Raw genomic sequence first — 16821 nt, 5'->3', positions numbered from 1 at the left:
CCAGGTCGTCGTCGCCCAGCTGGCCGCGCGCCGGCAGGGCACCCACAAGACCAAGACCCGTGGCGAGGTCAGCGGTGGCGGTAAGAAGCCGTACCGCCAGAAGGGCACCGGCCGGGCCCGGCAGGGCTCGACCCGCGCTCCGCAGTTCGCCGGCGGCGGCATCGTCCACGGCCCGCAGCCGCGTGACTACAGCCAGCGGACGCCCAAGAAGATGAAGGTGGCCGCGCTGCGCGGCGCCCTCAGCGACCGGGCGAGCGGCGGGCGCGTGCACGTGGTGGACGGCCTGGTCAGCGGGGACACCCCCAAGACCAAGGCCGCCCTGCAGGCGCTGCGCACCATCACCGCGGCCCGCAGCGTCCTGGTCGTGGTCGGCGAGGACGACGAGCGGACCTGGCTGAGCCTGCGCAACGCGCCGGAGGTCCACCTCCTGGACGCCGGCCAGCTGAACACCTACGACGTGCTGTGCTACGACGACGTGGTCTTCACCCGTGAGGCCTACGACGCGGTCGTGGCCCGGCTCAGCAAGAGCGGGAAGGAAGACGCCTGATGCAGAAGATCGCCGACCCGCGCGACATCATCATCAAGCCGATCGTCTCCGAGAAGAGCTACGGCCTGATCGACGAGCACAACAAGTACACCTTCCTGGTTCGCAAGACGGCCAACAAGACCCAGGTGAAGATCGCGATCGAGCAGATCTTCGGTGTCAAGGTCACCAGCGTGAACACCATCAACCGGCAGGGCAAGCGCAAGCGCACCCGGTTCGGTTACGGACAGCGCGCCAGCACCAAGCGAGCGATCGTGAGCCTGGTGGAAGGCGACCGGATCGACATCTTCGGTCAGATCAGCTGATCCACGCTGCCGAGCAACATCGACAAGGGATGAACGAAAAAGATGGGCATCCGTAAGTACAAGCCGACGACTCCGGGTCGTCGCGGCGCGAGCGTCTCGGACTTCGCCGAGATCACGCGCAGCACGCCGGAGAAGTCGCTGCTTGCTCCGCTGCACAACAAGGGTGGTCGCAACGTCCACGGCCGGGTGACCGCGCGTCACCAGGGCGGCGGGCACAAGCGCGCCTACCGGATCATCGACTTCCGGCGGCACGACAAGGACGGCATCCCGGCGAAGGTCGCGCACATCGAGTACGACCCGAACCGCACGTCCCGTATCGCCCTGCTGCACTACGCCGACGGCGAGAAGCGCTACATCCTCGCTCCGACCGGCATCAAGCAGGGCGACCGCATCGAGAACGGCCCCGCGGCCGACATCAAGCCGGGCAACTGCCTGCCGCTGCGCAACATCCCGACGGGTACCTTCATCCACGCGGTGGAGCTGAAGCCGGGCGGTGGCGCCAAGCTGGGCCGGTCGGCCGGCGTGCAGATCCAGCTGCTGGCCAAGGAGGGGCAGTACGCCACGCTGCGTATGCCCTCCGGTGAGATGCGCCAGGTGGACGTGCGCTGCCGCGCCACGGTGGGTCAGGTCGGCAACGCCGAGCAGGCCAACATCAACATCGGTAAGGCGGGCCGTAACCGCTGGAAGGGCAAGCGCCCGACCGTTCGTGGTGTCGCCATGAACCCGGTCGACCACCCGCACGGCGGTGGTGAGGGCAAGACCTCCGGTGGTCGTCACCCGGTCAACCCGAACGGCAAGCCCGAGGGGCGCACCCGCCGGCCGAACAAGGCCAGCGACCGCCTGATCATCCGTCGGCGGAGCAAGAGGAAGAAGCGGTAGGAGCAGCCTAAATGCCACGTAGCCTTAAGAAGGGTCCTTTCGTGGACGACCACCTGATGAAGAAGGTGGACGTCCAGAACGAGAAGGGCACCAAGAACGTCATCAAGACGTGGTCGCGGCGCTCCATGATCGTGCCCGACATGCTCGGCCACACGATCGCCGTCCACGACGGGCGCAAGCACGTCCCGGTGTTCGTCACCGAGTCGATGATCGGCCACAAGCTGGGCGAGTTCGCGCCGACGCGGACCTTCCGCAGCCACGTCAAGGAAGACCGGCGTAGCCGGCGGTAAAGCGCCTTTAGAAACGAGGAGTAAGCGATGGAAGCCAGGGCTCAGGCGCGGTTCGTCCGCGTCACGCCCCAGAAGGCCCGCCGCGTGGTGGACCTTATTCGCGGGCTGCCCGCTTCGGAGGCGCAGGCCGTGCTGCAGTTCGCCCCCCAGGCGGCGAGCGAGCCGATCTACAAGGTGCTGTCGAGCGCCGTCGCGAACGCCGAGCACAACTTCAAGCTCGAGCGCGACTCTCTGGTCGTGAGCCGGGCGTGGGTCGACGAGGGCCCGACGCTGAAGAGGTTCCGTCCCCGTGCGCAGGGCCGTGCCTATCGGATCAACAAGCGGACGAGCCACATCACTGTGATCGTCGAATCCCGGCCCGAGGGCCAGGGCAGGCCGAAGGGAAGGACCCGATAGTGGGCCAGAAGGTTAACCCGCACGGGTTCCGACTCGGCATCACGACCGACTTCAAGAGCCGGTGGTACGCCGACAAGCTGTACAAGTCCTACGTCGCCGAGGACGTGTCGATCCGCCGCATGCTGCAGAAGGGCATGGAGCGGGCCGGTATCTCCAAGGTGGAGATCGAGCGGACCACCGACCGAGTCCAGGTCGACATTCACACCGCCCGGCCGGGCATCGTCATCGGCCGCCGCGGCGCCGAGGCGGACCGTATCCGTGGCGACCTCGAGAAGCTGACCAAGAAGCAGGTCCAGCTGAACATCCTCGAGGTCAAGAACCCCGAGGTCGACGCCCAGCTCGTCGCCCAGGGCGTGGCCGAGCAGCTGTCCAGCCGGGTGTCGTTCCGGCGCGCGATGCGCAAGGCCATGCAGTCGGCGATGAAGAGCGGCGCCAAGGGCATCCGTGTCCAGTGCTCCGGTCGTCTCGGCGGCGCCGAGATGTCCCGCTCGGAGTTCTACCGCGAGGGCCGCGTGCCACTGCACACCCTCCGCGCGGACATCGACTACGGCTTCTACGAGGCCCGCACCACCTTCGGCCGCATCGGCGTGAAGGTGTGGATCTACAAGGGCGAGGCGCCCACCAGCCGCGCCGAGCGCGAGGCGGCCGCCGCCGGCGCCCGGGCCGGCCAGCGTCGCGACCGCACCGACCGGCCGCAGCGCGGCCGGGGCGGCGCGGGCGGCGGCGGCGGGCGTGGCCGTGACGGCGCCCGTGGTGGCGGCCGCGGTCCGAAGACGGACTCGGCTCCCGCCACCTCCACTGCGTCCACCGCGCCCGCCGGGGCGCCCGAGACCGGCCCGGCGGAGCAGCCGGGTGCTGAAGGGAGCTGACCATGCTGATCCCGCGCAGGGTCAAGCACCGCAAGCAGCACCGGCCCGACCGCAGCGGAGCCGCCAAGGGCGGTACCAGGGTCGTGTTCGGCGAGTTCGGCATCCAGGCGCTTGAGCACCACTACGTGACCAACCGCCAGATCGAGGCCGCTCGTATCGCCATGACCCGCCACATCCGCCGTGGCGGCAAGGTGTGGATCAACATCTATCCGGACCGTCCGTTGACGAAGAAGCCGGCCGAGACCCGCATGGGTTCCGGTAAGGGTTCGCCGGAGTGGTGGATCGCCAACGTCAAGCCCGGCCGCGTCATGTTCGAGCTGTCCGGTGTGTCGGAGCCCGTGGCCCGCGAGGCACTGCGGCGCGCGATGCACAAGCTCCCGATGAAGTGCCGGTTCGTCAAGCGTGAAGTGGGTGAGGCGTGATGGCCAGGGGCCTGACCGCCGGTGAGCTGCGGGTTTCGGACCAGGAGGAACTGGTCCAGAAGCTGAAGGAAGCCAAGGAGGAACTGTTCAACCTCCGCTTCCAGGCGGCGACCGGACAGTTGGAGAGCCATGGGCGGCTGCGTGCCGTCCGCCGCGAGATCGCCCGTATCTACACCGTGATGCGTGAGCGCGAGCTCGGAATCATCACGGTCGAGAAGGAGCCGAGCGATGGCTGAGACAACTGAGAGCACCGAGAAGCAGGCGCGGAACTACCGCAAGACCCGCGAGGGTCTGGTCGTCAGCGACAAGATGGACAAGACCGTCGTCGTCGCCGTCGAGGACCGCGTCAAGCACCCGCTGTACGGCAAGGTCATCCGCCGTACGACCAAGTACAAGGCCCACGACGAGGGCAACACCTGCGGCGTCGGCGACCGCGTGCTCCTGATGGAGACCCGGCCGCTGTCCGCCACCAAGCGGTGGCGGGTCGTGGAGATCCTCGAGCGCGCCAAGTAAGCGGCCGGCGGGAGGCCCCCGGAAGGGGCCTCCCGCCCGGGCGTCCCCCCTGGCGGCGGCACCGGCCGCGGTCAGGGTGTAAAGACCAAATCTAGTTCCGCCAGGCTCAGCGAATGAGAACCGGCGTGACACACGGGAGTTGACGTGATCCAGCAGGAGTCGCGGCTCAAGGTCGCCGACAACACGGGTGCCAAGGAGATCTTGTGCATCCGCGTGCTCGGTGGCTCGGGTCGGCGCTACGCGGGTATCGGCGACATCATCGTCGCGACGGTGAAGGACGCCCTTCCCGCCGCGGGTGTCAAAAAGGGTGATGTGGTCAAGGCTGTCGTGGTGCGCACCAGTAAGGAGCGCCGCCGCCCCGACGGCTCCTACATCCGCTTCGACGAGAACGCCGCGGTCATCATCAAGGACAGCGGTGACCCTCGGGGCACGCGTATCTTCGGTCCGGTGGGTCGCGAGCTGCGCGAGAAGAAGTTCATGCGCATCATCTCGCTCGCGCCGGAGGTGTTGTAATGCCGAAGCTGCATGTGAAGAAGGGTGACCTCGTCCAGGTCATCGCCGGTAAGGACAAGGGTGCCAAGGGCCGCGTCATTCTCGCGCTGCCGCGCGAGGACCGCGTGGTGGTCGAGGGCGTCAACCTGATCAAGAAGCACTCCAAGGTCACGCACCAGGGCCCGCGCGGCGCCAAGGAAGGCGGCGTGCAGACCATGGAGGCCCCCATCCACGTGAGCAACGTCAAGAAGCTCAAGGATGAGGCGAAGAAGGACGACAAGCCCGCCAAGATGGCCGACAAGGCCGACGAATCGGGTGAGGACAACTGATGACCGCCACCACCACCGAGACCGACCGCCTCCAGCCGCGGCTCAAGGAGCGCTACCGCGAGGAGATCGCCGGCAAGCTCCGCGAGCAGTTCGGCATCGAGAACGCCATGCAGATCCCCCGGCTCACCAAGATCAAGGTGAACATGGGTGTCGGCGAGGCGGCCCGGGACTCCAAGCTCATCGAGGGCGCGGTGCGCGATCTCACCGCCATCACCGGCCAGAAGCCGGCCGTCGCCCACGCCCGCAAGTCGATCGCGCAGTTCAAGCTGCGCGAGGGCATGCCGATCGGCGCGCACGTGACGCTGCGCGGTGACCGGATGTGGGAGTTCCTCGACCGGTTGCTGTCCCTGGCGCTCCCGCGCATCCGGGACTTCCGCGGCCTGTCGCCCAAGCAGTTCGACGGCAACGGGAACTACACGTTCGGTCTCACCGAGCAGGTCATGTTCCACGAGGTGGACCAGGACCGCGTCGACCGGCAGCGGGGCATGGACATCACCATCGTGACGACCGCCGTGAACGACGACCAGGGCCGGGCGCTGCTGAAGCTTCTCGGCTTCCCCTTCAAGGAAGCGTAGGCAGTCACACGATGGCTGTGGATCGCAACAAGGAGGCCTGATGGCCAAGAAGTCTCTGATCGCCAAGGCCGCGCGCAAGCCGAAGTTCGGCGTCCGGTCGTACACTCGTTGCTCGCGCTGTGGCCGGCCGCGCGCCGTTTACCGCAAGTTCGGCCTGTGCCGGGTGTGCTTCCGCGAGATGGCGCACCGGGGCGAGCTGCCGGGCATCACCAAGTCCAGCTGGTAGTCCGGTGCGGGCCTCCTCGCGAGGCCCGCACGGCCGCCGGCCGAAGATAAGTCATATCAACCGGGTGCCGCCTGAGGCGCCCACGACCACACCGTAGGTCCCGATCCGGGAAACCGCGGTGAGGAGGGCCACCGGCCATGACGATGACCGACCCGATCGCAGACATGTTGACACGTCTGCGCAACGCGAACTCGGCATACCACGACACCGTGGCCATGCCGTACTCGAAGATCAAGGCGCACATCGCCGAGATCCTCCAGCAGGAGGGTTACATCCAGTCCTGGTCCGTCGAGGACGCGAAGGTCGGAAAGAACCTCGTGGTGGAGCTCAAGTTCGGGCCCACGCGTGAACGGTCGATCGCGGGCCTGCGGCGGGTTTCCAAGCCCGGCCTGCGGGTCTATGCGAAGAAGGACAACCTGCCCAGGGTCCTCGGCGGACTGGGCGTCGCGATCATCTCGACGTCCGGTGGCCTGATGACCGACAAGCAGGCCGGCAAGCGTGGTGTGGGCGGGGAAGTCCTCGCCTACGTCTGGTAACGAGGGGAGGCACAACAGCATGTCGCGAATTGGACGGCTGCCCATCCCCGTACCGAACGGTGTCGACATCACCATCGACGGCCGGGATGTCACGGTCAAGGGGCCGAAGGGCACGCTTTCACACAAGATCGCCGAGCCGATCGACGTCGCCCGCGGGGACGACGGCAACATCACGGTCACTCGGCCGAACGACGAGAACCGCAACCGTGCGCTGCACGGTCTGTCCCGCACGCTGATCTCCAACATGGTGGACGGCGTGACCAAGGGGTACAGCAAGACGCTGGAGATCGTCGGCGTCGGTTACCGCGTTCAGGCCAAGGGCCCGACGCAGCTGGAGTTCTCGCTGGGCTTCAGCCACCCGGTGATCGTCGACGCCCCCGAGGGCGTCACCTTCCGCGTCGAGCGGCCGACCGTGTTCCACGTGGACGGCATCGACAAGCAGAAGGTCGGCGAGGTCGCCGCGAACATCCGCAAGCTGCGCAAGCCCGACCCTTACAAGGGCAAGGGTGTGCGGTACCAGGGCGAAGTCATCCGCCGCAAGGTCGGAAAGGCTGGTAAGTAGTCATGGCCTTCACCAAGGTTGCCAAGCACACGGCCGCGCGCGCCCTGTCGCGCTCGCGCCGTCACCGCCGGGTCCGCAAGAAGGTCGTCGGCTCGGCCACCCGCCCGCGTCTGGTCGTCAACCGTTCCGCACGGCACCTGTTCGTGCAGATCGTCGACGACACCGCCGGCCACACGCTGGTGAGCGCGTCCACGCTGGACGCCTCGCTGCGCACGGCGGAGGGCACCAAGACCGACAAGGCGAAGAAGGTCGGCGAGCTCCTCGCTCAGCGGGCCAAGGCCGCCGGGATCGACTCCGTCGTGTTCGACCGCGGCGGTAACCGCTACGCGGGCCGCATCGCGGCCCTGGCGGACAGCGCCCGTGAAGGCGGGCTGGAGTTCTGATGGGGAGCACGACGCAACCGATCACTCCGGCCAGGATCGCAATGAAGAGCATCGAGGAGAGGAACCACTGATGGCTGCAGCTCCGCGTCGCGGTGCCGGCGGCGGTGGTGAGCGGCGTGACCGTCGCGACGATCGCCGCGGCGGCGCTGCCGACAAGGGCGTCTCGTACATCGAGCGCGTCGTAAAGATCAACCGAGTGGCCAAGGTCGTCAAGGGCGGACGGCGGTTCAGCTTCACCGCCCTGGTCGTCGTGGGTGACGGCAACGGCCTGGTCGGCGTCGGGTACGGCAAGGCCAAGGAGGTGCCCGCGGCGATCGCCAAGGGTGTCGAGGAGGCCAAGAAGCACTTCTTCAAGGTGCCGCGCATCCAGGGCACCATCCCGCACACCGTGCAGGGGGAGGACGCCGCCGGCGTCGTCCTGCTGCGCCCGGCCTCGCCGGGTACCGGTGTCATCGCGGGCGGTCCGGTGCGCGCCGTCCTGGAGTGCGCCGGCATCCACGACGTGCTGTCCAAGTCGCTCGGCTCGGACAACCCGATCAACATCGTCCACGCCACCGTGGCGGCGCTGAAGGGCCTCAGCCGCCCCGAGGAGATCGCCGCGCGGCGTGGCCTGCCGATCGAGCACGTCGCTCCGGTGCGCATGCTCAAGGCGCGCGCCGAGGGTATCGCGGAGGCCGCCGCGGCGGCCAAGGCGGTGAGCTAGCCGATGGCTCGTCTGAAGATCACCCAGGTCCGATCCAAGATCGGTGGCAAGCAGAACCAGCGTGACTCGCTGCGCTCGCTGGGCCTGAAGCGAATCGGCGATGTCGTCGTCAAGGAGGACCGTCCCGAGATCCGGGGCATGGTCTCCGTGGTGACGCACCTCGTCGAGGTGGAAGAGGTCGACTAGTCATGGCTAACGAGAACACCGGCGGCGCCGCGCCGCTGCGCATCCACCACCTGCGGCCGGCTCCCGGCGCCAACAAGGCCAAGATCCGCAAGGGTCGCGGCGAGGCGTCCAAGGGCAAGACCGCGGGTCGTGGCACCAAGGGCACCCGCTCGCGGACGAACGTCCCTCTCGGCTTCGAGGGTGGCCAGGTTCCGCTGCAGCGGCGACTGCCCAAGCGGAAGGGCTTCTCCAACGCCCTGTTCAAGACGACCTACCAGGTCGTCAACCTGGACAGGCTCGGCGAGCTGTTCCCCGACGGCGGCGACGTCACCGTCGACACCCTGGTCGAGCGCGGGGCCGTCCGCAAGAACCAGCCGGTCAAGATCCTGGGAACCGGTGACATCTCGGTGGCGTTGAACGTGCAGGCGCACGCATTCTCCGCCGCGGCGAAGGAGAAGATCGCTGCGGCCGGTGGCGCCGTCACCGAGCTGTAGGCAGGCAATACGAGGCGCGGGGGCTCACATGGAGCCTCCGCGCCCGTAGTGCGTTAGAGTGCGCTGGACAGAAGGCTGTCCAGGGCTCGTTCACAGAGATGCGCCGATGGATCACTCTCAGACCTTCGCTGACCGACACCGCCTTTCAGGCGCGCAGGAGGGACCGTGCTGACCGCTGTTACCCGGGCGTTCCGTACGCCCGACCTGCGCAAGAAACTGCTGTTCACGCTGGGGATCATCACGCTGTTCCGGCTCGGATCGGTGCTGCCCACCCCCGGGGTCAACACCATCAATGTGCAGCAGTGTCTGAAAGAGGCGCAGGCGAGCGACTCCGCCAACATCTACGGCATGGTGCAGCTGTTCAGCGGTGGCGCCCTGCTGAAACTTTCAGTCTTCGCGCTCGGCATCATGCCGTACATCACCGCGAGCATCATCCTGCAGTTGCTCACCGTGGTGATCCCGCGCCTGGAGGCCCTGAAGAAGGAGGGCCAGTCCGGCACCGCCAAGATCACGCAGTACACGCGGTACCTGACGATCGGCCTCGCCGTGCTGCAGTCGACCGCCTTCGTGGCGCTCGCCCGCACCGGCCAGCTCTTCCCGAACTGCCGCCAGCCGGTGTTGATCAACAACGACGTCTTCACGATCGTCACGATGGTGATCACGATGACCGCCGGCACCTCGGTGATCATGTGGCTCGGTGAGCTCATCACCGACCGCGGCGTCGGCAACGGCATGTCGATCCTGATCTTCACCCAGGTCGTGGCCTACTTCCCGTCCGAGCTGTTGAACATCTACCGGCAGAACGCCTTCACCTTCTTCGTGGTGATGGTGGTCGGTGTGTTCATGATCGCGGCGGTGGTCTTCGTCGAACAGGCCCAGCGCCGCATCCCGGTGCAGTACGCCAAGCGCATGGTGGGCCGGCGCATGTACGGCGGCACCTCGACCTACATCCCGCTGAAGGTCAACCAGGCGGGCATCATCCCGGTCATCTTCGCCTCCTCGCTGCTCTACATTCCGCAGCTGGTCGTGTCGCTGTTCAGCAACAAGGAGGACCCGGGCCCGGTCGTGCAGTGGCTGTCGCGGAACCTGGTCACCGGTGACCACCCGACATACATGATCACGTTCTTCGTGCTGATCATCTTCTTCACCTACTTCTACGTGTCCATCACCTTCAACCCCGTTGAAGTCGCCGACAACATGAAGAAGTACGGTGGATTCATCCCGGGCATCCGTCCGGGACGACCGACGGCCGAATATCTCAACTACGTGCTCACGAGGCTGACCGCCCCCGGATCGCTCTACCTGGGCCTGATCTCCATGGTGCCGATCATCGCGCTGGCGGTGGCCGGAGCGAGCCAGAACTTCCCGTTCGGAGGCACGAGCATTCTCATCATGGTCGGTGTTGGGCTGGACACCGTGAAGCAGATCGAGAGCCAGCTGCAGCAGCGGAACTACGAGGGCTTCCTCAAGTAGTGCGCGTCGTCCTGGTCGGGCCCCCCGGAGCGGGCAAGGGGACACAGGCCCAGTTCATCGCATCGAACCTGTCCATCCCGAAGATCTCGACAGGTGACATCTTCCGTGCCAACGTGTCGGGCGGCACGGAACTCGGCAAGCTTGCCAAGGAGTACATGGACCGTGGTGACCTCGTGCCCGACGAGGTGACCATCGCCATGGTCCGCGACCGTCTGTCCGAGGCCGACGCGCAGGAGGGGTTCCTGCTCGACGGTTTCCCGCGCAACGTCCCGCAGGCGCAGATCCTGAACAAGATGCTGGCCGAGTTCGGCACCTCGCTGGACATCGTGCTGGAGCTCGTCGTCGACGACGAGGAGGTCGTGCGCCGGCTGGCCGGCCGGCGCACCTGCCGGTCCTGCGGGAAGGTCTGGCACATGGTCTTCGACCCGTCGACCAAGGAGGGCGTCTGCGACGCCTGCGGCGGCGAGCTGTTCCAGCGGGACGACGATCGGGAGGAGACCATCCGGCACCGGTTGGAGGTCTACCAGGAGCAGACCGCGCCGCTGGTCTCGTTCTACGCCGATGAGGGCATCCTGCGCGGGGTGGACGCGACCGGCCCGGTCGAGGAGATCACCCAGCGGGCGATGGCCGAGTTGCGGCGGTTCGCCGACTGAGTCGATCTTCATGAGTTGAGCGCCACTTCTGGAGCAAAGTCCCAGGAGTGGCGTTCGGCGTATTTGGGGGACAATCAGGGAATTGCGCTGTCGGGCCGTCCGTTGATTCACCCCAGGGGGTGCCACCAAGTGTTCAAGAGGAACAAGCACGGAATCCAGCTCAAGACACCGGAGCAGCTGGAGAAGATGCGAGCCGCCGGCCTGGTCGTCGGCCGCACGCTCGACCTGCTGCGCCGTTCCGTGCGGCCCGGGATGACCCCGCTCGACCTGGACGCCATCGCCGAGAAGGCCATCCGCGACGAGGGCGCCGTCCCCTCGTTCAAGGGTTACCAGGGCTTCCCGGCGACGATCTGCGCCTCGGTCAACCACGAGGTCGTGCACGGGATCCCGACCGACCGGCGGCCGCTCCAGGACGGTGACATCATCTCCATCGACTGCGGCGCCATCCTGGACGGATGGCACGGCGACTCGGCGATCACCGTGCCGGTGGGCGAGGTCGAGCCGGCGCTCACCGAGCTGATGCGGGTCACCGAGGAGGCCATGTGGCGCGGCATCGCCGCGCTGACCGTCGGCCGCCACCTGTCCGACATCGGGTACGAGGTCGAGCGCTACGTGCGCTCTCAGGGCCGGTACGGCATCCCGCAGGAGTACGGCGGCCATGGGATCGGCACCGAGATGCACATGGACCCCTGGGTGGCGAACCACGGCCGGCCCGGCCGCGGCCCCCGGTTCGAGACCGGTATGTGCTTCGCCGTCGAGCCCATGGTGAACCTGGGGACCGACCGCACCAAGGTGCTGGCCGACGACTGGACCGTGGTGACGCAGGACGGGAAGGTCTCCGCGCACTTCGAACACAGCGTCGCGGTGACCGATAATGGACCTTGGGTGCTCACCGCGCTGGACGGCGGGCGGGCAAGGCTCGGCGAGCTGCTGGAGGGCCCAGGCGTCGCCGGGGAAGGGGCCGGGTGACCCCCGGTCCCGGCAGCGGGCTCCGGCACGAGCGCGGGAGTTGAGGAAACGATGGCGGCGACACCGGAGATGCGGGCCTCCGACGGCGACCGGGACAAGGTCGCGGCGGCGCTGCGCGAGCACTGCGCGCAGGGCAGGCTCACGATGGAGGAGTTCCACGAGCGCCTGGAGCTGGCGTACCAGGGGCGCACGATGGGCGATCTGCAGAAGCTCACCGCGGATCTCCCCGACATCGATCTCAACGCGATGCGCGCGGCGCAGCCGGCCCCGGTGAAGCGGTCCAAGCGCGGTGACGTCCGGGAGGCCTGGACGGCTTGGGCGGTCGTGGTGGCGGTCTGCACCACGATCTGGTTGATGACCGACGCCGGAGGATATTTCTGGCCCATGTGGGTGGCCGGGCCCTGGGGCGCCATCCTGCTGGTCGCCACCGTCGCCGGCGCCGCGGGCAAGAAGGGTGAGGGCCGGGGCCGCTGACCCGGTGAGGAGCGGTCCGCGGCTGATCGGCGGGCCGTTCCCCGTTGTGTGGTGAATTGCACCTTGGGCATTCGTGCGCGGAGCGTGGCGCCGATCCTTCCTAACGTGAGCGCTGTCCGGAGACGAGCCTGGTGGCTCGGGCCGGCCGGAAGCCGTCCCATCCGGGGGCGCTCGCTCACAGGAGGAAGAAAGTGCCAAAGATCCGTGATCTGCTCGCCGGTGCCGCGCTCGCCGGTTCGCTGGCGGCGGCCGCGCTGACCGTGGTGCCCGCGGCCGCCTCGGCCGATGCCGCGGCCGCCACGCCCACCTCGTCCGCCACGTCCGCCACGTCGGTCTCGGCGGGGAAGGTGCACCGCTTCGGGCCGTTCTTCTCCGGCTTCGGCCGGGGGGAGAACCGCGGCCACCGCTCGTACGCCACCGGGTCGTGGTCGTTCAAGGGCGGCCGCTACCACCTCGACTTCGACCTGTTCGACCGGGACCGCGACCGGCAGTACAGCTGGTTCGACGTCTACTACCACGACAACCGTGGCTGGCACGCCTTCGCCCGGTACCGCACCTTCGGGCACCTCGGCCGGCACGTGGCCTTCCCCCGCGACCGGCGCATCGACGGCTTCCGCTTCCGGGTGGGCGAGGGCACCACGCGCGACTACGACTGGAGCGGCTGGCACCGGTACGGCCGGTTCTGAGCCGGTCCGGTCCGGCGGACTCCGGGGGAGATGAGCGGGCGTTCCACCGAACGCCCGCTCATCTCCCGGTAACCGGCATCGGACCCAGCTTTTACCGCTCACGACTCTTTCCTGGCGGGTGGCCGGGTAAGTGATCTTTATCGGACAGCGGCGGCCGGCGCGCCCGTGCGGCGGGCCTCGGCGGCCGCATCCGCCGCGAGCGGCGGAGCCACACCCGAACCCATGGTCACGCGCCTGCTCCGGGCCGGCGTCGGCGGAGCCGCGCACCGGGGCGGGCGCGTCCCCGACCCCCTGCCACCGGAACCCGTGCTGAGGTATCGTGGTGGTCGGTTGTGTCCGGACAAGCGCCAGGCGTTTCGCAATTCTCCGCCGGTTGTCGTACACTCCTTTGTCGGCTCACTATGACCAATCGCGCGTCGGCGATCCAAGATCGCCCTCTCTGGCGCGCTCCAGGTCGCGGCTGCGTAGTGTGCCGAAACCTCAGACGACCGATCAGTGAAACGCGAGGGACATGGCCAAGAAGGACGGCGCCATCGAGATCGAGGGCACTGTGGTCGAGTCGCTGCCGAACGCAATGTTCCGGGTGCAGCTCGACAACGGCCATAAGGTCCTGGCCCACATCAGCGGACGGATGCGGATGCACTACATCCGGATCCTGCCCGACGACCGGGTGGTCGTGGAGCTGAGCCCCTACGACCTCAGTCGTGGGCGGATCGTCTACCGATACAAGTAAGCCTCTCTCCGGCAGCGCGAGGGGACAGTCCGGACATGCGGCATGCCGCACGGCGCGTCCCAACGGGCAGCGCCGGCGGGCGGCCGTCTGAGGAACGACAGGGACTATGAAGGTCAAGCCGAGCGTCAAGAAGATCTGCGACAAGTGCAAGGTGATCCGCCGGCACGGTCGCGTCATGGTGATCTGCGACAACCTGCGCCACAAGCAGCGCCAGGGCTGATCGCGTCCGGGACGCGGGCGCCGGGCCGTTCTCGGTACCGGGCCGAAGCGCCGGAACGAAACTGAATCACGCATCACACCCGCGCAGGCGGCGTACGCGCCGCACCACGCGGGAGACCCCCGGTCGGAGGCCGGGGCCCTCACCCCGGGCATGGGGAGGGGTGGTGACGCGTAGGACCTCCGCCACAACGAAGGAGAATGCCCGCCATGGCTCGCCTGGTCGGCGTCGACCTCCCCCGCGACAAGCGGCTGGAGATCGCTCTCACTTACATCTACGGAATCGGCCGCAGCCGCGCCCAGGAGATCCTGCAGGCCACGGGCGTCAGCGGTGACCTTCGGGTCCACCAGCTGAGCGACACCGAGCTCGTGCCGCTGCGTGACTACATCGAGGCCACCTTCAAGATCGAAGGTGACCTTCGCCGCGAAGTTCAGGCCGACATCCGCCGCAAGATCGAGATCGGCTGCTATCAGGGCATCCGACACCGCCGCGGCCTTCCCGTGCACGGTCAGCGCACGCAGACCAACGCGCGGACCCGCAAGGGCAAGAAGAAGACCGTGGCCGGCAAGAAGAAGCCCGGCAAGAAGTAGTCCGCGACGGGGCGACGGGCGGGGCTCGTCCCCGGGCCGCGCCCCCGTCCACGCAGCAGGACCGACCACCTCAGGAGATAGCGCTACATGCCTCCGAAGAGCCGCCAGGGTGCACCGAAGAAGGTGCGCCGCAAGGAGAAGAAGAACGTCGCTCACGGGCACGCCCACATCAAGAGCACGTTCAACAACACGATCGTTTCGATCACCGACCCGACCGGGAACGTGATCTCCTGGGCCAGCGCGGGCCACGTCGGGTTCAAGGGTTCCCGCAAGTCCACGCCCTTCGCCGCCCAGATGGCCGCCGAGAACGCCGCCCGCCGCGCCATGGAGCACGGCATGCGCAAGGTCGACGTCTTCGTCAAGGGCCCCGGGTCCGGCCGCGAGACCGCCATCCGGTCGCTGCAGGCCACCGGCCTGGAGGTGGGGTCCATCCAGGATGTGACCCCGGTTCCCCACAACGGTTGCCGTCCGCCCAAGCGCCGCCGCGTCTGAGGCCCAGGAGATAGAGAGAAATGGCTCGTTACACCGGAGCGGACTGCAAGCTCTGCCGCCGCGAGAAGACCAAGCTCTTCCTCAAGGGCGCCAAGTGTGATTCCCCGAAGTGCCCCATCGAGATCCGTCCTTACCCGCCGGGTGAGCACGGCCGCGGCCGGCCGAAGGAGTCGGAGTACCAGCTCCAGCTCCGCGAGAAGCAGAAGACCCGCCGCATCTACGGCATCCTCGAGAAGCAGTTCCACAACTACTACGAGGAAGCCAACAGGCGTGCCGGCAAGACCGGCGAGAACCTCCTGCAGATCCTGGAGAGCCGCCTGGACAACGTCGTCTACCGCGCGGGTCTGGCGACCTCGCGCGACGCCGCCCGCCAGCAGGTGCGCCACGGCCACTTCCTGGTGAACGGCAAGAAGGTCGACATCCCGTCGTACCGCGTCCGCGAGCACGACATCGTCGAGGTGCGGGAGAAGTCCCGCAACCTGATGCCGTACGAGGTGGCCCGGGCCGCCTTCGGCGACCGGACCGTCCCGGCCTGGCTGGGCGTCGTCCCGGACAAGCTCCGCGTCCTGGTGCACCAGCTGCCGGTCCGGCAGCAGATCGACACCCAGGTGCAGGAGCAGCTGATCGTCGAGCTCTACTCCAAGTAAGAGCTCGCCGGACGTACGCTGGATGCCGTACCGCCTCGTCAGGGGTCGTACGGCACCGGCGGTGAAATGAATGATCGCGGTGGTCAAATAGCGGGCCCCGCGGAACCCAGGGGAGAACCCACATGCTGATCGCACAGCGCCCGTCCCTCGTCGAGGAATCGATCGAGGAGACCCGGTCCCGGTTCGTCATCGAGCCGCTGGAGCCCGGATTCGGTTACACCATCGGCAACTCGCTGCGGCGCACGCTGCTGTCCTCCATCCCGGGGGCGGCGGTCACCAGCATCCGCATCGAGGGCGTGCTGCACGAGTTCTCGACCGTGCCCGGGGTCAAGGAAGACGTCACCGACATCATCCTCAACCTCAAGGCGCTGGTCGTCTCCTCCGAGCACGACGAGCCGGTCGTGATGTACCTGCGCAAGCAGGGCCCGGGCGAGGTCACCGCGGCCGACATCGCGCCGCCGGCCGGGGTCGAGGTGCACAACCCCGACCTGCACATCGCCACGCTGAACGGCAAGGCCAAGCTGGAGATGGAGCTGACCGTCGAGCGCGGCCGCGGCTACGTCTCCGCCGCGCAGAACAAGCAGCCCGGCCAGGAGATCGGCCGGGTGCCGGTCGACTCGATCTACTCGCCGGTCCTCAAGGTCACCTACAAGGTCGAGGCGACCCGTGTCGAGCAGCGCACCGACTTCGACCGGCTGATCCTGGACGTCGAGACCAAGCCGTCCATGAAGCCGCGGGACGCGGTGGCCTCGGCCGGTAAGACCCTGGTGGAGCTGTTCGGCCTGGCGCGCGAGCTGAACGTCGAGGCCGAGGGCATCGACATCGGGCCGTCCCCGACGGACGCCGCGCTGGCCGCCGACCTGGCGCTGCCGATCGAGGAGCTGAACCTCACGGTCCGCTCCTACAACTGCCTCAAGCGCGAGGGCATCCACACCGTGGGCGAGCTGGTCGCGCGCAGCGAGCAGGACCTGCTGGACATTCGCAACTTCGGTGCGAAGTCCATCGAGGAGGTCAAGCAGAAGCTGCACGAGATGACCCTGTCGCTCAAGGACTCCCCGCCCGGATTCGACCCGACGGCCGTCGCCGGCGGCGACTACGACGACGACGACGCGCGTTACGTCGAGACCGAGCAGTACTGACGGCTCCGGCCGCATCGCACATCTGACGACGGGCGCCCCCGACTCGGGGCGCCCGGCCCGACCCC

The 16821-nt window shown here is 67.8% G+C and carries 30 protein-coding genes; all 30 read left to right on the top strand.

The genetic code is table 11. The annotated features are described in order from the left end of the window. Window positions 1-547, top strand: a 547-nt coding sequence (rplD, locus tag Sru01_RS03280) for a 50S ribosomal protein L4 (RefSeq protein ID WP_203982326.1), incomplete at its 5' end; no start/stop codon positions are given. Continuing rightward, window positions 547-849 (top strand): 50S ribosomal protein L23, encoded by a 303-nt coding sequence (gene rplW / locus Sru01_RS03275; protein WP_203982325.1) that lies wholly within the window; start codon window positions 547-549, stop codon window positions 847-849. The genes rplD and rplW, both read left to right, overlap by 1 nt. Before the next feature lie 42 nt (window positions 850-891). Continuing rightward, a complete protein-coding gene (gene rplB, locus Sru01_RS03270; protein WP_203982324.1) occupies window positions 892-1728 on the top strand; it encodes a 50S ribosomal protein L2 in 837 nt (278 codons plus the stop codon). Window positions 1729-1739: 11 nt separating this feature from the next. Continuing rightward, on the top strand, window positions 1740-2018 hold the full coding sequence (gene rpsS / locus Sru01_RS03265) for a 30S ribosomal protein S19 (protein WP_203982323.1): 279 nt from the start codon (window positions 1740-1742) through the stop codon (window positions 2016-2018). Window positions 2019-2045: 27 nt separating this feature from the next. Beyond that, window positions 2046-2414 (top strand): 50S ribosomal protein L22, encoded by a 369-nt coding sequence (gene rplV / locus Sru01_RS03260; RefSeq protein ID WP_203982322.1) that lies wholly within the window; start codon window positions 2046-2048, stop codon window positions 2412-2414. Further along, window positions 2414-3283 carry a 30S ribosomal protein S3 gene (rpsC, locus tag Sru01_RS03255; RefSeq protein ID WP_203982321.1) on the top strand — a complete coding sequence of 290 codons (870 nt, stop codon included), beginning with the start codon at window positions 2414-2416 and terminating at the stop codon, window positions 3281-3283. Before rplV ends, rpsC begins: the two co-directional genes overlap by 1 nt. 2 nt (window positions 3284-3285) lie before the next feature. Then, the gene (rplP, locus tag Sru01_RS03250) at window positions 3286-3705 is read left to right on the top strand and encodes a 50S ribosomal protein L16 (RefSeq protein ID WP_184608221.1); all 420 of its coding nucleotides are present in this window, start codon (window positions 3286-3288) and stop codon (window positions 3703-3705) included. After that, the gene (rpmC, locus tag Sru01_RS03245) at window positions 3705-3941 is read left to right on the top strand and encodes a 50S ribosomal protein L29 (protein ID WP_203982320.1); all 237 of its coding nucleotides are present in this window, start codon (window positions 3705-3707) and stop codon (window positions 3939-3941) included. Before rplP ends, rpmC begins: the two co-directional genes overlap by 1 nt. Then, window positions 3934-4218, top strand: a complete 285-nt coding sequence (gene rpsQ, locus Sru01_RS03240; protein WP_203982319.1) for a 30S ribosomal protein S17 — start codon at window positions 3934-3936, stop codon at window positions 4216-4218. The genes rpmC and rpsQ overlap by 8 nt, the downstream gene beginning before the upstream one ends. 144 nt (window positions 4219-4362) lie before the next feature. Further along, on the top strand, window positions 4363-4731 hold the full coding sequence (gene rplN / locus Sru01_RS03235) for a 50S ribosomal protein L14 (protein ID WP_203982318.1): 369 nt from the start codon (window positions 4363-4365) through the stop codon (window positions 4729-4731). Window positions 4732-4739: 8 nt separating this feature from the next. After that, a complete protein-coding gene (gene rplX, locus Sru01_RS03230) occupies window positions 4740-5039 on the top strand; it encodes a 50S ribosomal protein L24 (RefSeq protein WP_203982330.1) in 300 nt (99 codons plus the stop codon). Further along, on the top strand, window positions 5039-5614 hold the full coding sequence (rplE, locus tag Sru01_RS03225) for a 50S ribosomal protein L5 (RefSeq protein ID WP_203982317.1): 576 nt from the start codon (window positions 5039-5041) through the stop codon (window positions 5612-5614). Before rplX ends, rplE begins: the two co-directional genes overlap by 1 nt. 40 nt (window positions 5615-5654) lie before the next feature. Continuing rightward, on the top strand, window positions 5655-5840 hold the full coding sequence (locus tag Sru01_RS03220; protein WP_203982316.1) for a type Z 30S ribosomal protein S14: 186 nt from the start codon (window positions 5655-5657) through the stop codon (window positions 5838-5840). A 137-nt stretch (window positions 5841-5977) separates the two neighbouring features. Continuing rightward, window positions 5978-6376 carry a 30S ribosomal protein S8 gene (rpsH, locus tag Sru01_RS03215; RefSeq protein ID WP_203982315.1) on the top strand — a complete coding sequence of 133 codons (399 nt, stop codon included), beginning with the start codon at window positions 5978-5980 and terminating at the stop codon, window positions 6374-6376. A gap of 19 nt (window positions 6377-6395) precedes the next feature. Further along, on the top strand, window positions 6396-6938 hold the full coding sequence (gene rplF, locus Sru01_RS03210; protein ID WP_203982314.1) for a 50S ribosomal protein L6: 543 nt from the start codon (window positions 6396-6398) through the stop codon (window positions 6936-6938). A 2-nt stretch (window positions 6939-6940) separates the two neighbouring features. Then, window positions 6941-7321, top strand: coding sequence for a 50S ribosomal protein L18 (rplR, locus tag Sru01_RS03205; protein WP_203982313.1), 381 nt, complete (start codon window positions 6941-6943; stop codon window positions 7319-7321). 70 nt (window positions 7322-7391) lie between these two features. Then, on the top strand, window positions 7392-8024 hold the full coding sequence (gene rpsE, locus Sru01_RS03200) for a 30S ribosomal protein S5 (protein ID WP_203982312.1): 633 nt from the start codon (window positions 7392-7394) through the stop codon (window positions 8022-8024). 3 nt (window positions 8025-8027) lie between these two features. After that, window positions 8028-8210, top strand: coding sequence for a 50S ribosomal protein L30 (gene rpmD / locus Sru01_RS03195; RefSeq protein ID WP_080043226.1), 183 nt, complete (start codon window positions 8028-8030; stop codon window positions 8208-8210). Window positions 8211-8212: 2 nt separating this feature from the next. Further along, entirely contained in the window at window positions 8213-8683 is a 471-nt protein-coding gene (gene rplO, locus Sru01_RS03190; protein WP_203982311.1) for a 50S ribosomal protein L15, read from the top strand. A 165-nt stretch (window positions 8684-8848) separates the two neighbouring features. Beyond that, window positions 8849-10156: a preprotein translocase subunit SecY gene (secY, locus tag Sru01_RS03185; protein WP_203982310.1), complete on the top strand. Its 1308-nt coding sequence runs from the start codon at window positions 8849-8851 to the stop codon at window positions 10154-10156. After that, window positions 10156-10809, top strand: a complete 654-nt coding sequence (locus Sru01_RS03180) for an adenylate kinase (protein ID WP_203982309.1) — start codon at window positions 10156-10158, stop codon at window positions 10807-10809. Before secY ends, Sru01_RS03180 begins: the two co-directional genes overlap by 1 nt. 129 nt (window positions 10810-10938) lie before the next feature. Next, a complete protein-coding gene (map, locus tag Sru01_RS03175) occupies window positions 10939-11778 on the top strand; it encodes a type I methionyl aminopeptidase (RefSeq protein ID WP_203982308.1) in 840 nt (279 codons plus the stop codon). A gap of 51 nt (window positions 11779-11829) precedes the next feature. Further along, window positions 11830-12252: a DUF1707 SHOCT-like domain-containing protein gene (locus tag Sru01_RS03170; RefSeq protein ID WP_203982307.1), complete on the top strand. Its 423-nt coding sequence runs from the start codon at window positions 11830-11832 to the stop codon at window positions 12250-12252. Between the two features lie 191 nt (window positions 12253-12443). Continuing rightward, window positions 12444-12938: a hypothetical protein gene (locus tag Sru01_RS03165; RefSeq protein ID WP_203982306.1), complete on the top strand. Its 495-nt coding sequence runs from the start codon at window positions 12444-12446 to the stop codon at window positions 12936-12938. 511 nt (window positions 12939-13449) lie between these two features. Next, a complete protein-coding gene (gene infA / locus Sru01_RS03160) occupies window positions 13450-13671 on the top strand; it encodes a translation initiation factor IF-1 (RefSeq protein ID WP_012887858.1) in 222 nt (73 codons plus the stop codon). A gap of 106 nt (window positions 13672-13777) precedes the next feature. Next, on the top strand, window positions 13778-13891 hold the full coding sequence (gene rpmJ / locus Sru01_RS03155) for a 50S ribosomal protein L36 (protein ID WP_003956441.1): 114 nt from the start codon (window positions 13778-13780) through the stop codon (window positions 13889-13891). A gap of 206 nt (window positions 13892-14097) precedes the next feature. Then, window positions 14098-14478, top strand: a complete 381-nt coding sequence (gene rpsM / locus Sru01_RS03150; protein WP_203982305.1) for a 30S ribosomal protein S13 — start codon at window positions 14098-14100, stop codon at window positions 14476-14478. 87 nt (window positions 14479-14565) lie between these two features. Continuing rightward, window positions 14566-14970 (top strand): 30S ribosomal protein S11, encoded by a 405-nt coding sequence (gene rpsK / locus Sru01_RS03145; protein ID WP_091090131.1) that lies wholly within the window; start codon window positions 14566-14568, stop codon window positions 14968-14970. 20 nt (window positions 14971-14990) lie between these two features. After that, complete coding sequence (rpsD, locus tag Sru01_RS03140) at window positions 14991-15617, top strand: 30S ribosomal protein S4 (RefSeq protein WP_203982304.1); 627 nt, start codon at window positions 14991-14993, stop codon at window positions 15615-15617. Between the two features lie 122 nt (window positions 15618-15739). Continuing rightward, a complete protein-coding gene (locus Sru01_RS03135; protein WP_203982303.1) occupies window positions 15740-16756 on the top strand; it encodes a DNA-directed RNA polymerase subunit alpha in 1017 nt (338 codons plus the stop codon). Window positions 16757-16821 lie beyond the last annotated feature (65 nt).

This window comes from Sphaerisporangium rufum (assembly GCF_016863395.1).
Lineage (GTDB): Bacteria > Actinomycetota > Actinomycetes > Streptosporangiales > Streptosporangiaceae > Sphaerisporangium > Sphaerisporangium rufum.
The sequence above is the reverse complement of the archived record's forward strand: the minus strand, read 5'-3'. Positions and strand labels throughout refer to the sequence as shown.

Coding starts and splice junctions, on each gene's coding strand:
- rplB (WP_203982324.1), top strand. CDS start 892: ATGGGCATCCGTAAGTACAAGCCGACGACTCCGGGTCGTCGCGGCGCG.
- rplO (WP_203982311.1), top strand. CDS start 8,213: ATGGCTAACGAGAACACCGGCGGCGCCGCGCCGCTGCGCATCCACCAC.
- Sru01_RS03220 (WP_203982316.1), top strand. CDS start 5,655: ATGGCCAAGAAGTCTCTGATCGCCAAGGCCGCGCGCAAGCCGAAGTTC.
- rpmJ (WP_003956441.1), top strand. CDS start 13,778: ATGAAGGTCAAGCCGAGCGTCAAGAAGATCTGCGACAAGTGCAAGGTG.
- Sru01_RS03170 (WP_203982307.1), top strand. CDS start 11,830: ATGGCGGCGACACCGGAGATGCGGGCCTCCGACGGCGACCGGGACAAG.
- rplR (WP_203982313.1), top strand. CDS start 6,941: ATGGCCTTCACCAAGGTTGCCAAGCACACGGCCGCGCGCGCCCTGTCG.
- rpsS (WP_203982323.1), top strand. CDS start 1,740: ATGCCACGTAGCCTTAAGAAGGGTCCTTTCGTGGACGACCACCTGATG.
- rplP (WP_184608221.1), top strand. CDS start 3,286: ATGCTGATCCCGCGCAGGGTCAAGCACCGCAAGCAGCACCGGCCCGAC.
- rplF (WP_203982314.1), top strand. CDS start 6,396: ATGTCGCGAATTGGACGGCTGCCCATCCCCGTACCGAACGGTGTCGAC.
- rpsK (WP_091090131.1), top strand. CDS start 14,566: ATGCCTCCGAAGAGCCGCCAGGGTGCACCGAAGAAGGTGCGCCGCAAG.
- rplE (WP_203982317.1), top strand. CDS start 5,039: ATGACCGCCACCACCACCGAGACCGACCGCCTCCAGCCGCGGCTCAAG.
- rpsM (WP_203982305.1), top strand. CDS start 14,098: ATGGCTCGCCTGGTCGGCGTCGACCTCCCCCGCGACAAGCGGCTGGAG.
- infA (WP_012887858.1), top strand. CDS start 13,450: ATGGCCAAGAAGGACGGCGCCATCGAGATCGAGGGCACTGTGGTCGAG.
- rpmC (WP_203982320.1), top strand. CDS start 3,705: ATGGCCAGGGGCCTGACCGCCGGTGAGCTGCGGGTTTCGGACCAGGAG.
- rplW (WP_203982325.1), top strand. CDS start 547: ATGCAGAAGATCGCCGACCCGCGCGACATCATCATCAAGCCGATCGTC.
- rpsD (WP_203982304.1), top strand. CDS start 14,991: ATGGCTCGTTACACCGGAGCGGACTGCAAGCTCTGCCGCCGCGAGAAG.
- rpsH (WP_203982315.1), top strand. CDS start 5,978: ATGACGATGACCGACCCGATCGCAGACATGTTGACACGTCTGCGCAAC.
- rplV (WP_203982322.1), top strand. CDS start 2,046: ATGGAAGCCAGGGCTCAGGCGCGGTTCGTCCGCGTCACGCCCCAGAAG.
- rpsE (WP_203982312.1), top strand. CDS start 7,392: ATGGCTGCAGCTCCGCGTCGCGGTGCCGGCGGCGGTGGTGAGCGGCGT.
- Sru01_RS03135 (WP_203982303.1), top strand. CDS start 15,740: ATGCTGATCGCACAGCGCCCGTCCCTCGTCGAGGAATCGATCGAGGAG.
- rpmD (WP_080043226.1), top strand. CDS start 8,028: ATGGCTCGTCTGAAGATCACCCAGGTCCGATCCAAGATCGGTGGCAAG.
- rpsQ (WP_203982319.1), top strand. CDS start 3,934: ATGGCTGAGACAACTGAGAGCACCGAGAAGCAGGCGCGGAACTACCGC.